This is a genomic window from Pseudomonas sp. NFACC08-1, from assembly GCF_900106735.1.
GTDB classification, from domain to species: domain Bacteria; phylum Pseudomonadota; class Gammaproteobacteria; order Pseudomonadales; family Pseudomonadaceae; genus Aquipseudomonas; species Aquipseudomonas fluorescens_Q.
Genome location: NZ_FNNL01000007.1, coordinates 44016 through 57403, shown reverse-complemented (window position 1 = coordinate 57403; position 13388 = coordinate 44016). Strand labels below are relative to the sequence as shown.

12 protein-coding genes are annotated in these 13388 nt (G+C 62.8%); 3 read left to right on the top strand and 9 right to left on the bottom strand.

Annotation, left to right across the window (positions count from 1 at the left end):
• Positions 1–353: 353 nt before the first annotated feature.
• The gene (locus BLU76_RS15860; protein ID WP_063324578.1) at positions 354–974 is read left to right on the top strand and encodes a flavin reductase family protein; all 621 of its coding nucleotides are present in this window, start codon (positions 354–356) and stop codon (positions 972–974) included.
• A gap of 164 nt (positions 975–1138) precedes the next feature.
• Here the strand turns inward: BLU76_RS15860 and BLU76_RS15855 are convergent, their stop codons facing one another.
• Both BLU76_RS15855 and BLU76_RS15850 read right to left on the bottom strand, forming a co-directional pair.
• Positions 1139–1372: a hypothetical protein gene (locus tag BLU76_RS15855; protein ID WP_063325233.1), complete on the bottom strand. Its 234-nt coding sequence runs from the start codon at positions 1370–1372 to the stop codon at positions 1139–1141.
• A 43-nt stretch (positions 1373–1415) separates the two neighbouring features.
• Positions 1416–1769 (bottom strand): putative quinol monooxygenase, encoded by a 354-nt coding sequence (locus BLU76_RS15850; protein WP_092145063.1) that lies wholly within the window; start codon positions 1767–1769, stop codon positions 1416–1418.
• Between the two features lie 328 nt (positions 1770–2097).
• On the opposite strand from BLU76_RS15850, the gene BLU76_RS15845 reads away from it, so the two are divergent.
• Positions 2098–3027 (top strand): AraC family transcriptional regulator, encoded by a 930-nt coding sequence (locus tag BLU76_RS15845; protein ID WP_092145061.1) that lies wholly within the window; start codon positions 2098–2100, stop codon positions 3025–3027.
• A gap of 25 nt (positions 3028–3052) precedes the next feature.
• Here the strand turns inward: BLU76_RS15845 and BLU76_RS15840 are convergent, their stop codons facing one another.
• The 6 genes from BLU76_RS15840 to BLU76_RS15815 all read right to left on the bottom strand — a co-directional run bounded on the left by BLU76_RS15840 (position 3053) and on the right by BLU76_RS15815 (position 10504).
• Entirely contained in the window at positions 3053–4108 is a 1056-nt protein-coding gene (locus BLU76_RS15840; RefSeq protein WP_092223443.1) for an ABC transporter ATP-binding protein, read from the bottom strand.
• A gap of 15 nt (positions 4109–4123) precedes the next feature.
• Positions 4124–4972 carry an ABC transporter permease gene (locus BLU76_RS15835; RefSeq protein WP_003205149.1) on the bottom strand — a complete coding sequence of 283 codons (849 nt, stop codon included), beginning with the start codon at positions 4970–4972 and terminating at the stop codon, positions 4124–4126.
• On the bottom strand, positions 4969–5877 hold the full coding sequence (locus BLU76_RS15830) for an ABC transporter permease (protein WP_092145055.1): 909 nt from the start codon (positions 5875–5877) through the stop codon (positions 4969–4971). Before BLU76_RS15830 ends, BLU76_RS15835 begins: the two co-directional genes overlap by 4 nt.
• Before the next feature lie 225 nt (positions 5878–6102).
• Positions 6103–7206 carry an extracellular solute-binding protein gene (locus BLU76_RS15825; RefSeq protein ID WP_092145053.1) on the bottom strand — a complete coding sequence of 368 codons (1104 nt, stop codon included), beginning with the start codon at positions 7204–7206 and terminating at the stop codon, positions 6103–6105.
• 215 nt (positions 7207–7421) lie between these two features.
• Positions 7422–8870, bottom strand: a complete 1449-nt coding sequence (locus BLU76_RS15820; protein WP_092223441.1) for an aldehyde dehydrogenase family protein — start codon at positions 8868–8870, stop codon at positions 7422–7424.
• The gene (locus BLU76_RS15815) at positions 8867–10504 is read right to left on the bottom strand and encodes a 5-guanidino-2-oxopentanoate decarboxylase (protein WP_092223439.1); all 1638 of its coding nucleotides are present in this window, start codon (positions 10502–10504) and stop codon (positions 8867–8869) included. Before BLU76_RS15815 ends, BLU76_RS15820 begins: the two co-directional genes overlap by 4 nt.
• Positions 10505–10664: 160 nt before the next feature.
• Between BLU76_RS15815 and BLU76_RS15810 the strand changes: the two genes are divergently transcribed.
• A complete protein-coding gene (locus BLU76_RS15810; RefSeq protein ID WP_092223437.1) occupies positions 10665–11546 on the top strand; it encodes a LysR substrate-binding domain-containing protein in 882 nt (293 codons plus the stop codon).
• Positions 11547–12048: 502 nt separating this feature from the next.
• Here BLU76_RS15810 and BLU76_RS15805 read toward each other — a convergent pair.
• Positions 12049–13068, bottom strand: coding sequence for an alpha/beta fold hydrolase (locus BLU76_RS15805; RefSeq protein WP_092223436.1), 1020 nt, complete (start codon positions 13066–13068; stop codon positions 12049–12051).
• Between the last annotated feature and the right edge of the window lie 320 nt (positions 13069–13388).

The following is a 13388-nucleotide window of genomic DNA, read 5'->3' as shown; positions in this document are numbered from 1 at the left end:
GGCTTCGACCGCACTAACGGCGCCACCGTTGCTGAAGACGGCTTCGACCGCACTAACACTGCTGCCATCAGCTAACTCGAGAACGACACCCTCACAGCCCGGCTTCGGCCGGGCTTAGTTATTCATGGGCTATGGAAAAAGGAAGACCGCCAGTGGTTTTGTTATCGCCACTCATCAAATTGTGGAAGCGGGCTTGCTCGCGAAGACAGTATGTCAGTCGACATCTATGTATCTGAACCTGCGCATTCGCGAGCAGCCCGCTCCCACAGTGTCCCAGGGTGCTGACAAAAACAGCGCGGCCCTGCACTATCTTCCAATCCCTTTGAAAGCCCACCGCAGGACCTTCTTCAACCATGCCCGATGACATCCACTTCTACGAACCCGCCAACGGCCACGGCCTACCCCACGACCCATTCAATGCCATCGTTGGCCCGCGCCCCATTGGCTGGATTTCGTCCCAGGATGCCGAAGGCCGCCTGAACCTTGCGCCCTACAGTTTTTTCAACGCCTTCAACTACATTCCACCGATCATCGGGTTCTCCAGCGTTGGGCGCAAAGACAGCCTGAACAACATCGAACAGACCGGCGAGTTCGCCTGGAACCTGGCCACGCGCCCGCTGGCCGAGCAGATGAACCAGAGCTGCGCGATGGTCGCCCCAGAGGTCAATGAGTTCGAACTGGCGGGTTTGACGGCCGCCCCATCACGGGTAATCCAGGTTCCACGCGTCGCCGAAAGCCCGGTGTCCTTCGAATGCAAGGTCACGCAGATTATTCAACTGCAGCGAGCGGACAAAGGGCTGGTGCCAAGCTGGCTGATTCTCGGCGAAGTGGTCGCCGTGCATATCGCCAAGTGGTTGTTGAAAGACGGGGTGTACGACACCGCCGCCGCCGAGCCGATCTTGCGCGGTGGCGGGCCGGCGGATTATTTCCAGCTGGGGCCTGAGGCGTTGTTCAAGATGCATCGCCCGAAGTAAGCGACACGGCTCTCAAGAAGAAACAGCAACCTGTGGCGAGGGAGCTTGCTCCCGCTGGACGCGCAGCGTCCCCTTGCGGTGTGTCAGACAAACCGGGGGGCCGCTTCGCAGCCCAGCGGGAGCAAGCTCCCTCGCCACAAAAGCCCTACCGGGTGATCGTGCCGCTACCAGACCAACCCGCCCTCGTCGTCGACACCTTTGAGGTGGGTCAGCTGCAGGGCTGCCGCTTCATCGGCTTTGACCGCGGTCTCGAAGGTTTGCTCTTCAAGGATCTTGTTGAAACGCGGCGCACCGGAACCACCGATGGCCTTGGTGGCGATGGCGGCATGGTAGCCGCCGCCTTCTTTGGGGATTACAGCGGAAACAGCTTCAAAGGTTTCAAAGGCTTTACGTGCCATGTCTTGTGCATCCTGGCGGTGGAAAATGACGCTCATTAAACCTTCAACCAGCCAGTTTGTGTACCTGCGCCAGGCACCCTTCGGTCGCCTGGGCGGCGGACACGTCGCGGAACGTATGGAAATCCAGGCTGCTCACCACCAGGTCTTGCACCAGCTCGGCAAATATCGCCATGGCCGGGGAATTGAAGTAGGCATCCATGGCCGCCTGATTGACCCAAAGCCCGGACACCAGCCACAAATCGGCATCGCACTGCGAATGCTGCAAGGCAAAGTACAGGCAACCGGGGGCCTGGCGCGAAGGCGCGATCAGCGTACTCAGGCGTGCGCCCAGTTGCTTGGAGCAACCGACGCGGGCCCGGACAAAAGCCATGTGACTGACGGGGATCTGTGTAGACATGTTCAACCCTCCCAGGTCATCCGTTGTGCAGCCGGGGACAGGCCGCGACAGGATCAAAGGTTAAGCGCCGCCCTGCCAGTTTCGTTAGTCGATTCCTGCCGAGCCATTGCACGATCCTGCGCGTCGGTATCATAAAATTTGCTATCGATCCGGTCGAAACCCGGGAAGTTGAAACAAAAGGTTTCAAGCAAGTTTCCACAGCATTGCAGCGTCATGGCCCTTTGCGCCGTGCAGGATCAGGCAAGCTTTCAACAGGATGTTGCTATCGCTGTGCCTTGCACAAACATAAGCTTTTGTTCATCGCTCCCTATCGCTTGAGGATCCCGGCATGTCGCCACTCGACCACGCCCACGTCCCACTGGACACGTATCTGGAACAACAGCGCGCCGAACTGGCATCGATCATCGACCGCAACACCAGCGAAGACGGAAGCTACGCCACGGCCATCGGCTCACTGAATCTGTCACGGCACAGCCAGCCGCATAAGTTCGCCCCGGTGTTGGCGCAACCGGCGCTGTGCATCATGGCCCAGGGCAGCAAACAGGTGCGCCTGGCGGATGAGTTGTTCAACTACGACCCACTCCATTACCTGGTGGTCTCGGTCTCGATGCCGTTGAGTGGTTGCGTTGCCGACGTTTCGCCCGAGCAACCCATCCTGGCCCTGCGCCTGGACATCGACCCGGCGGAAATCACCGCGTTGATCGCCGACGCCGGCCCCCTGGGCGTACCGACCCGCCCCGCCGGGCGCGGGCTGTATGTCGAACGCCTGGACACGCCAATGCTCGACGCCGTACTGCGCCTGGCGCGGTTGCTCGATACGCCGAAAGACATTGCCATGCTCGCGCCCCTGGTGCGCCGGGAAATCCTCTATCGTCTGCTGCGCAGTCCCCAGGGTTATCGGCTGTACGAAATCGCTATCGCCAACAGTCAGAGCCATCGCATCAGCCAGGCGATCAAATGGCTCAACGGCCATTTCGAACAGCCGCTGCGCATCGATGACCTGGCCCGGGAAGTGAACCTCAGCGTCTCGACCCTGCATCACCGCTTCAAGGCCATGACCGCCATGAGCCCGCTGCAATACCAGAAGCAACTGCGCTTGCAGGAAGCCCGGCGCCTGATGCTCGCCGAAGGGCTGGAAGCTTCGGCGGCGGGCTATCGGGTGGGTTATGAAAGCCCTTCGCAGTTCAGCCGCGAGTACAGCCGATTGTTCGGCGCGCCGCCGTTGCGGGACTTGGCGCGGTTGCGGATGACGGTTTGATCTGGGTTTGCATTGCCTTTTGAAATCAGGCAGCGAGCACCCGACATGCCTGCGCCGGTATGGTCACCGACACCGCATGCCCGATGCCCAGGTCCATGCCCTGGCACGGCGTGCTCAATGCCGTGAACGAAATGCCGGAACACTCCACCGTAGTCTCGATCGTCGCACCGATGTCACGCACGAACGTGACCTTGCCCAGCAACCGGTTGCCCACCGTGGCCTGGGGCGCGGACAGTTGCAGGTCTTCGGGGCGCACCAGCAGCTTGATCTTTTCGCCGACCTTGAGGCTATCGCTGGCCGGCACCTCCAGCGCATCGCCACCCGGCAGCCCCACTCGCCCGTTGCCCAGGGTGGTCGCCGGAAAAATGTTGCCAGAGCCGATGAAGTCGGCGACGAACTCATTGGCCGGGTGCCGGTAGATCTCGATCGGCGTACCGACCTGTTGCACCCGATGTTCCCCCAGCACCACGACGATGTCGGCCATGGTCATGGCTTCGCGCTGATCATGGGTCACCAGGATCGTGGTGATGTTCAACCGCTGCTGCAGTTGGCGGATTTCCACTTGCATCGACTCGCGCAGCTTGGCGTCCAGGGCCGACAGCGGTTCGTCCAGCAAGAGGATCTTCGGCCGGGCAGCAATGGCCCGGGCAATCGCCACGCGCTGGCGTTGACCGCCGGACAGTTTGGCCACGGGCCGGTCGATCATCGCCTGGAGCTGGATCAGTTCCAGCAACTCCACCACCCGCGCTTGTTGCTCGGCCTTGCCCACGCCCCGCAGCTTCAGCGGATAGGCGATGTTCTCGCCGACGGTCATATGGGGAAACAGCGCCAGCGATTGAAACACCATGCCGAAGTTACGCAGGTGCGCCGGGGTATGGCCGATGTCTTCGCCATCCAGGCGGATTTCCCCGCCGCTGAGGCTCTCCAGGCCGGCGATCATGCGCAGCAAAGTGGTCTTGCCACAGCCTGAAGGCCCGAGAAAGCACACCAGTTTTCCTTCGGGCAAATGCAGGTTCACGTCCTTCACCGCACAGGCCGAGCCGTAATGTTTCTCGACGTTTTCCAGTATCAGTCCAGTCATGTCTTCACCTTGAAATCAAAAGGAAACGCCGCCCTCGCCCACCAGCTTCTCCAACGCCCAGATCAGCACGAAGTCGATCAGCACGATGAGCACGGCAAACGAGAAAACGGTGGGGTCCAGCGACGACACGGTGCGGCTGTACATCCAGATCGGCACGGTCATGACATCGATGGTGTAGAGGAAATAGGTCACGGTGAATTCGTTGAACGAGACAATGAACGCCAGCAGCATCCCGGCGAGAATCCCCGACTTCATCAATGGCACCACCACATCGACGATGGCCCGCCGCGGTGTCGCCCCGAGCATTCGCGCGGCTTCTTCGACTTCGCTGCCGATACCAAGCATGGCGGCGGTGCAGTTCTTCACCACGAACGGCAAGGCGAGGATCACGTGGGCAATGACCAGCCGCGAGGTGGTCATCTGGAACGGCAGGCTGTCGAACACCAACAGCAGCGCCAACCCCAGCACCACCATGGGAAACACCAACGGCAGCGACATCAGTTGCAGCGCCACAGCCTTGCCACGGAACTCGCAACGGGTCAGCGCGTAGGCCGCCGGCACGGCGATCAGCGTGGCGAAAATCATGGTCAGGCAGGCCACCAACAAACTGGTGCCCATGGCCTGGCCCAGGCTCAGCACATCGCTGGCATCCGGCGATACGAAGGTGTGCCAGGCCGCCCGGTACCATTGCAGGCTGTAGCTGCTCGGCGGAAAGTCCAGGTTCGCGGCGCCGCTGAAAGACATGACGATCATGGTCAGGATCGGCAGCACCGCCAGCAGCAGGATGAAACCCGACAGCAGCCCCACTGCGCGCCCGGTTTCACCGGGCAACAGCGACTGGCGTTTTTTGCTCAACGCGGTCATTGAGAAGCCTCCAGCATCCGCCGACGACGGCCGGTGAAATATTCGGACAGGGTCATGATCATCAACGTGGTGACAATCAGCACCACCCCAGCGGCGGACGCGGCGGGCCAGTTCATCAACGGGGCAATCTGATCGTGGACCATCACCGCCAGCATCGGCACCCGCCGGCCGCCCAACAGCAGCGGCACGACAAAGCTGCTGGCGTTGTAGGCAAACACCAGCGTCGCGCCGGTGATGATGCCCGGCAGGCTCATGGGCAGCACCACTTGGCGAAACACCTGGAAGCGGCTGGCGCCGAGGGTCGCGGCGGCCTCTTCATAGCTGCGGGCGACCCCACGCATGGCGCTGGCGATGGGCAACACGGCCAGGGGGAAGGCCGTCTGGACCAGGCCCATCAACACACCATTCTGGTTGTACAGCAGCATGACCGGTCGCTTGATCAAACCCAGGCCCATGAGCGCCTGATTGAGCATGCCGGCAGGGCCGAGGATCACCAGCCAGCCATAGCTTTGCAGCAGCAGGTTGACCAACAGTGGCAACAGCACCGCCGCCAGGAACACCCGCCGCAACAACGGCGAGGCCAGGCGCGACATGGTGTAGGCCACGGGGATCGCCAGCAGCACAGCAATCACCGCGCTGATCAATGCAAGGCGCAAGGTCAGCAGCAGGGACTTGAGGTAATAAGGCTCCAGCAACTGCTCGTAGCTGGCGAGGCTGAACCCACTCCACTCCGCGCCCTTGGTGCCGACGCTCATGCGCAGCACCAGCAGGCTGGCGGCGATCAGCACGCCGAGAAACAGCATGGACGGCGACAGGAACAGCCAGGCTCGGCCGGTGGGTGAAATCTCCCGGGGTGGACGCATGGATGCGACGCGCTGGGGATGGGTTAACGGTTGGGGTTCCATGGCAAGATCTCGTCAGAGGAACACGACAGGACAAACACAATTTCAAAACAACCCACTTCCCTGTGGAGCGAGCTTGCTCGCGAAGGCGGCAGCACCGTCAACATCTCCTTCAACTGACCTACCGCTATCGCGAGCAAGCTCGCTCCCACACTGGATCTCGGGTGGTCACAGAGGCCGCGTACTCCTCAATTCCCTATGCTGGGCAGGCGGTGTGCAGCGCTTGTTTCAGGAAGAGAAGATTTCCGTGTACCGACGAATCCACTGGTCATGCACCGTCGCCAGGAAGGCGTTGTCATGCATGATCGCTTTGTCGGCGATTTGCTCCGGGGTGAGGATGTAGGGGCTCTTGCGCGCTTCGCTGGAGATGATGGCCTTGGCGTTGACCGGGCCGTTGAAGATGTCTTCGGCCATCTTGCCCTGCACCAGCGGGTCGAGGGAGTGGTCGATGAAGGCGTAGGCCAGGTCGGTGTCGCCCGGGCGGTTTTTTGGCATGACCGAGAGCATCAGGTCGGTGTAGAAACCTTCCTTCATGCCGAACGTCGCCCCCAGGCCGTAGGCCGGGTCGCGGATCTGCTTGGGGAAAAACGCCGGCGCATACAAGCCGCCCATGTCCAGGGAACCGGTGCGGAACAGCTCGGCGATCTGGTTCGGGTTTTCCCCCAGGGTCACCACCCGATCCTTGAGTTCGGCGAGTTTCTTGAAGCCGGGTTCGATGTTGTGTTCATCACCACCGGCCAGCTTGGCGGCGATGATGATCAGGTCCATGGCCTCGGTCCAGTTCGGCGGCGGCAGGAAAATGTTCGGCGCCAGCTCCGCGTCCCACAGCGCAGCGTAACTGTCCGGTGCCTGCTGCAAGGTACGGGTGCTGTAGACCAGGCTGTTGCACCACAGCAGGTAACCGATGCCATGGCCGCCAGCGCCGGTGCGGTATTGCGCCGGCACGTCCGCCAGGTTGGGGATGCGGTTGAGGTCGGGTTTTTCCAGCAGCCCGGCGACGGCCAGGCCCTCGGCGCCGACGCCTGCCAGGGTGATGATGTCGTACTGCGGCCGGTCGCCACCGGCCTTGAGCTTGGCCACCATCTCCGAGGTACTGCCGGTGCGGTCGGCGATGACCTTGGCCCCGGTCTTGGCCTCGAAGGTGGCGGCGATGTTGCGCAGCGCCGCCAGCCCGGTGTCATCGGACCAGGTCAGCAGGCGCAGGGTCTTGCCGACGAACCGCGTGTCACTGGCCCGCGCACTGATGAACGGCATGCTCATGGCCGCCGCTGCAACCGAAACCACACTTGCAGTCTTGATGAATTGACGTCTGTTCAGATCATGCTCGCCCATGAGGACTCCCTTTATTCTTTTAAGTATGAGGTGGGTGAAAACCGTTGTGCCCGCACCGTTCGGCGTCGACGAAAGCCCCGTATTGCCTGGGCTTTGCCGCCGCCTGCGGCCATCCTGAGGTTGTGCAAAATCCCTGACTATCGAAAAAAACTCATTGGAGCCATGTCCTTGGCGCATGCCTTTTTTCGAGGCATGCATGACCTGAAAACGTGCCGTCAGATCGCCCGGACCACATGCTTGATTTCCTGGAACGCGGCCAACCCCCAAGGTCCCAACTCGCGGCCCAGGCTGCTCTGCTTGTACCCTCCCCACGCCGCCTGGGGAAAAATCACCTGGGGCGCGTTGATCCACACCAGCCCAGCCTGCAACGCGTCGGCCACCTGCCCGGCGGCTTCGGCATCGCGGCTGACCACGCTGGCCACCAGACCGAAACGGCTGTCGTTGGCCAGGGCGATGGCCTGCGCCTGGCTGCTGAAACGGCGTACGCACACCACTGGCCCGAAGATCTCTTCGCACCACAGCGCACTGTCGAGGGGCACGTCAGTGAAGATTGTCGGCTGTAGAAAAAAGCCGCGCGGCAGGTGCGTCGGTCGCTGGCCGCCGCACACCAGGGTCGCTCCGGCGCTCAGGCCTCGGTCGATGTGCCCCAGCACCCGCTGGTATTGCGCCTGGTTGACCAGTGTCCCCATCTCCACGTCCGGATCGAACGGATCGGCCACGCGGATCGCTTCGGCACGGGCCTTGAGCCGGCGCAGGAATTCATCGGCCAGCTCATCGGCCACCAGCACGCGGCTGGTGGCCGAACACATCTGTCCGGCATTGAAGAAAGCGCCGCCACAGGCCAGCTCCACCGCCAGGTCCAGGTCGGCGTCCGCCAGTACCAGCAGGGACGATTTACCGCCCAGTTCCAGGCTCACGCCCTTCACCGTTTCCGCCGCCCGTTGCATCACTTGCACGCCCACCGCGTTGCTGCCGGTGAAGGAGATCTTCGCCACGCGCGGGTCCGCCGCCAGCGGCGCGCCAACTGCCAGGCCGGTGCCGCAGACCAGGTTGAACACCCCGTGGGGCAAGCCGGATTCGGCGATGATCGACGCCAGCGCAAGCTCCGGCAACGGTGTGACTTCCGAGGGCTTGAGCACCACGCAGCAGCCGGCAGCAAACGCCGGGGCGAGTTTCCAGGCCGTGGTAACCATCGGGAAATTCCACGGCACGATCAAGCCGACCACGCCGCACGGTTCGCGGCGCAGGCGTGCGCTGAAATCAGCACTGGGCAATGCCAGCGGACTGTCTTGCCGAGCGTCCAGGCCTTCGGCCAACTCGGCGTAATACTCGAAGGTGGCGACCACATCGTCGACATCGATGGCCGCTTCGAACAACGGTTTGCCGTTGTTGCTCGATTGCAATTGCATCAACCGCTCGCGGCCTGCCTGCACGCCAGCGGCAATCCGGCGCAGGATCGCGCCACGCTCGGCGCCGGTGGTGGTCGACCAGTGCGTGAAAGCCTGGGTCGCAGCGTTCAACGCCTGATCGACGGCGCGTTCACCACCGCCATGAACGGTGGTCAGCAGCGCTTCGGTCGCCGGGTTGATCACCCGCAGCGGTTGATCGCCGGCCAACCACTCACCGTTGATGTACAGCCCGTCTTGCGTCGTAGGGACATTCATTTCGACACCTGCGCCATCCAGGTTGCCTGGTCGATTTCGATCAGCGTCGGGCCCTGCCGGTCGCAAGCGGCGAGCAACGCGGCGTGCAGTTGCGCCACGCCGTCGATGGCTTGCGCAGCGCAGCCCAAAGCCCTAGCGACACCGATGAAATCCGGGGTGTAGATGTCCACGCCCACCGGCTCGATGGCGCGGTTGACCATGTATTTCTTGATCTCTTCGTAGCCCTGGTTATTCCACAGCAGCACGATCACCGGCGTGCGCGCCTCCACCGCGCTGGCCAGTTCCGGCAGGGTGAACTGCAACCCGCCATCGCCAATCAAACACACCACCGCCGGGCGACCATGGCCGCGGTCCTTGCCACCAAGCCAGGCGCCAATGGCCGCCGGCAAGGCGTAGCCGAGGGTGCCGTAGCCGGTGGATGAATTGAACCAGCGGCGTGGCTGCTCCGGGTTGAAGGTCAGGTTGCCGGTGTACACCGGTTGGGTCGAATCGCCGACGAACACCGCCTCCGGCAGCGCTTGCAAGACGGTGTCGAGAAACAAGGTCTGGGCGCGGGTCGTGGCGTCCCAACTGCCTTGAAGCTCTGCGCGCAACCGGGCGGCACGCGTCGTGCCCCAATCGTCACGGCGCTCGGCCAAGGGGTGCTGGCTCAGCGCATCGAGCACGGCCCGGGTGGCGACGCGAGCGTCGGCCACCAGCGCCAGGTGCGGCGGGTAGTTGCGCACGGTCTGGTCCGGGTCGATGTCGATGCGCAGCAACGCACCGGGAATCTCGAAGCCGCCGGCGAAGGTGATGTCGTAGTCGGTCTCGGCCAGCTCGGTGCCGATGGCCAGCACCACATCCGCTTCGGCCACCAACGCGCGGGTGGCGACCAGGCTCTGCGTGGAGCCGATCAGCAACGGATGCCGGGACGGTAACAGGCCCTTGGCATTGATGGTCAACGCCACGGGTGCGCCGAGACGTTCGGCCAGTTCAGTCAATTCGGCCGCCGCGTCGATGGCACCGCCGCCGGCCAGGATCAACGGCCGTTGAGCCGATGCCAACTTTGCAGCCATTTGCGCCACGGCACTCGGCGCAGCACCGGCACGGTTGATGTTCACCGGCACACTGGCGAGCAAGGCATCGGCGTCTTCGACCAGCACGTCCAACGGAATTTCAATGTGCACCGGCCGCGGGCGCCCAGCCTGGAACACGGCGAACGCCCGGGCCAGCACACCGGGCAATTCAGCGGCGGACATCAGCGTGTGGGAAAACGCCGCGACACCGCCCACCAATGCAGCCTGGTTCGGCAGTTCATGCAACTTGCCGCGCCCGCCGCCCAACTGGTTGCGCGACTGCACGCTGGAGATCACCAGCATCGGGATCGAATCGGCGTAGGCCTGGCCCATGGCGGTGGTGATGTTGGTCATGCCGGGGCCGGTGATGATGAAACACACGCCGGGCTTGCCGCTGACCCGGGCGTAACCGTCGGCCATGAAACCTGCGCCCTGTTCATGACGCGGGGTCACATGGCGGATGTTGGAACGGGCCAGCCCGCGGTACAACTCGACGGTGTGCACGCCAGGAATGCCGAACACCTGCTCCACGCCATACGCGTGGAGTAACTTGACCAATACTTCGCCGCACGTCGCCATTGCCATTGCCTTTTCGTGTCGTGTAAAGGGCCTCGCACGGCATGCGGCGGGACCCTTTTTCTGTCTTGGGAATGGCGTTATTGGAACGGTCCGACCATAGCGGCAACAATGGATAAAAAGTCATACTAGCCATGTCCTCACGTCATGGCTTGGATCCGAAATGAAACGACTTCCCCCGCTGCCGGCGCTGCACACATTTCTGATCACGGCCCAATGCTGCAATTTCACCCGGGCCGCCGAACAACTGCATATCACCCAAGGCGCGGTGAGCCGGCAGATCGCCGGGCTGGAAGATCATCTGGGTTATGCACTGTTCCAGCGCCAGGCACGCGGCCTGACCCTGACTGCCGAAGGCCAGGCGTGGCTACCCCGGGTGCAGCAGGTGTTCAGCCTGATCGGCGAAGCGGTTGAGCAGGTCGGCGAAAAACGCCAGACCCTGCAACTCAAGGCCCCGACCTGCGTGATGCGCTGGCTGCTGCCGCGCCTGTTGCAATGGCAGAAGGAACGACCGGACGTGCCGGTGGAACTGACCACCACGGTCAGGCACGGCGTGGATTTCCAGCGCGAAGCCTTCGACGCCGCGGTGGTCTATGGCCCAGCACCCGACGCCTCGCTGGCGTGCGTACATCTGTTCGATGAACAACTGACGCCCGTCTGCTCCCGTCCGATCCTGGAAGGGCCGGTGCCGCTGCATGAACCCGCCGACCTGCAACAACACGTGCTGCTGCACCCCACCCGTGACGAGCGCGACTGGAACGCCTGGCTGAAGGCAGCCGATGTGCACTTGAGCAATGTCAGCAAGGGCCAGCATTTCGAAACCCTGGACCTGGCGATGTCCATGGCTTCCCAAGGCACGGGCGTGGCAATTGGCGACTGGTCGCTGATCGGCGATGACTTGAGCGCCGGCCGACTGGTGATGCCGTTTGAACTGAAGGTCAAGACCGGGCTGGGTTATCACTTGGTGCATCCGCACAAACCCGAAGTGTCAGGGCCGTTGCAGGCCTTGATGGGGTGGTTGGTGGAGCAGGCCAAGGCGCGGTAAGCGTCAGCCACCCAGATCATTCAAGGATGAACAGGACCGTGGCGAGGGAGCTTGCTCCCGCTGGGTTGCGCAGCAACCCCTGGGGTCTGCCTGGGACACCGCAGTGACAGGTAGATGATGGGGCTGCTGCGCAGCCCAGCGGGAGCAAGCTCCCTCGCCACATGATCCCACCAGGCTCAAATGATCAGTACGGGCTTGTCAGAGCAGATTAGGCGCCTGCACCGGCTCGATCTGCGCCCAATGCGAGGTGTCCTCGCGGTGCTATTGATTGGGGTAGTTGGTAGAGCAGGCACAGGCGCGGTAAGCGTCAGCCACCCAGATCATTCAAGGATGAACAGGACCGTGGCGAGGGAGCTTGCTCCCGCTGGGTTGCGCAGCAACCCCTGGGGTCTGCCTGGGGCACTGCGGCGACAGGTAGATGATGGGGCTGCTGCGCAGCCCAGCGGGAGCAAGCTCCCTCGCCACATGATCACACCAGGCTCAAGAGATCAGTACGGGCTTGTCAGAGCAGATTAGGCGCCTGCACCGGCTCGATCTGCGCCCAATGCGATGTGTCTTCGCGATGCTGCTGCAGATACGGCAACACGGCACCCAGCAACGGCGCCTTGAATGCCTCCTGGAAACGATGGGCCAGGCCCGGGATCAGCTTCAACTGGCTGCCCTGGATGTGCGCCGCCAAGTGCACGCCGTGCATCACCGGCAGCAACGGGTCGGCGGTGCCGTGGATAACCAGGGTCGGCACGCGCAGTTGATCGAGCAGCGTCACCCGGCTTGGCTCGGCCATGATCGCCATGATCTGACGCTTTACGCCCTCGGGGTTGAAGGCCCGGTCATAGGCCACTGCGGCCTGATGCAGCAGCGCCTCGCGGTCGTCGACCACCATCGGGCTGCCGAGGGCGGCCAGCAGATCGGCCTGCTGTTCCAGGGCCATTTCGCGATTCGGCGCACCGCGCCGGGACAACAGTTGCACCAGCCTTTCGCTGGGCGCCGGCAGGCCTGCGGCGCTGGAACTGGTCATGATCAGGGTCAGGCTTTCAACCCGCTCGGGGGCCATGGCCGCCATGTGCTGGGCGATCATCCCGCCCATGCTTACCCCCAGTACGTGGAAGCTTTGCACGTGCAAGGCGTCCATCAGCCCCAGTCCGTCGTCAGCCATGTCGGTCAAGGTATAGGGCGCGGCCACGGGCAAGCCGAGTTTGTAGCGCAGGGCTTCAAAGGTCAGGTTGGCGCTGCCGGGCGCTTGGCGCCAGGTGGACAGGCCGACGTCGCGGTTGTCGTAGCGAATCACCCGGAAACCTTGCTCGCACAGGGCGACCACCACTTCGTCCGGCCAATGGATCAACTGCCCACCCAGGCCCATCACCAGCAACAGCACCGGATCCGAGGCACGGCCAACACTCTGGTAGGCCAGGCTCACCTGATCCAGATCGACCCGTTGGGTCGCAACATTGATGTCACACCGAGAAGCCGCCATCGACGGCAGGCCGAAAAACAACGCGGCCAGGAAAATGAATACACGCATGAAGAAACACCGAAACGCAGAACCCCAGTAGAGCGCGAGTCTGATGAAGTTTGTTCAAGCGCGCTGCCACAGTTGCGTGACAGTTTGATGAAGATTGCCGAGTGGTGATGGTTGCCCGGTCAAGGGGAGCAATAAAACCGAATACTATCCCTTGTGGCGAGGGGATTTATCCCCGCTGGGCTGCGAAGCAGCCCCAGAAAAAGCTGGACGCAATCCACCTGATACAACAAGGCGCCTGGCTTCAGGGCTGCTTCGCAGCCCAACGGGGATAAATCCCCTCGCCACAGGTTAACCATGTCCCCGGACCAAACAGTGCATGT

Excerpts from the sequence above, each read along its gene's own strand:
- BLU76_RS15840 (WP_092223443.1), bottom strand. The coding sequence starts at position 4,108 with ATGACTGGACTGATACTGGAAAACGTCGAGAAACATTACGGCTCGGCC.
- BLU76_RS15825 (WP_092145053.1), bottom strand. The coding sequence starts at position 7,206 with ATGGGCGAGCATGATCTGAACAGACGTCAATTCATCAAGACTGCAAGT.
- BLU76_RS15830 (WP_092145055.1), bottom strand. The coding sequence starts at position 5,877 with ATGGAACCCCAACCGTTAACCCATCCCCAGCGCGTCGCATCCATGCGT.
- BLU76_RS15850 (WP_092145063.1), bottom strand. The coding sequence starts at position 1,769 with ATGTCTACACAGATCCCCGTCAGTCACATGGCTTTTGTCCGGGCCCGC.
- BLU76_RS15845 (WP_092145061.1), top strand. The coding sequence starts at position 2,098 with ATGTCGCCACTCGACCACGCCCACGTCCCACTGGACACGTATCTGGAA.
- BLU76_RS15820 (WP_092223441.1), bottom strand. The coding sequence starts at position 8,870 with ATGAATGTCCCTACGACGCAAGACGGGCTGTACATCAACGGTGAGTGG.
- BLU76_RS15835 (WP_003205149.1), bottom strand. The coding sequence starts at position 4,972 with ATGACCGCGTTGAGCAAAAAACGCCAGTCGCTGTTGCCCGGTGAAACC.
- BLU76_RS15805 (WP_092223436.1), bottom strand. The coding sequence starts at position 13,068 with ATGCGTGTATTCATTTTCCTGGCCGCGTTGTTTTTCGGCCTGCCGTCG.
- BLU76_RS15860 (WP_063324578.1), top strand. The coding sequence starts at position 354 with ATGCCCGATGACATCCACTTCTACGAACCCGCCAACGGCCACGGCCTA.
- BLU76_RS15855 (WP_063325233.1), bottom strand. The coding sequence starts at position 1,372 with ATGGCACGTAAAGCCTTTGAAACCTTTGAAGCTGTTTCCGCTGTAATC.
- BLU76_RS15810 (WP_092223437.1), top strand. The coding sequence starts at position 10,665 with ATGAAACGACTTCCCCCGCTGCCGGCGCTGCACACATTTCTGATCACG.
- BLU76_RS15815 (WP_092223439.1), bottom strand. The coding sequence starts at position 10,504 with ATGGCGACGTGCGGCGAAGTATTGGTCAAGTTACTCCACGCGTATGGC.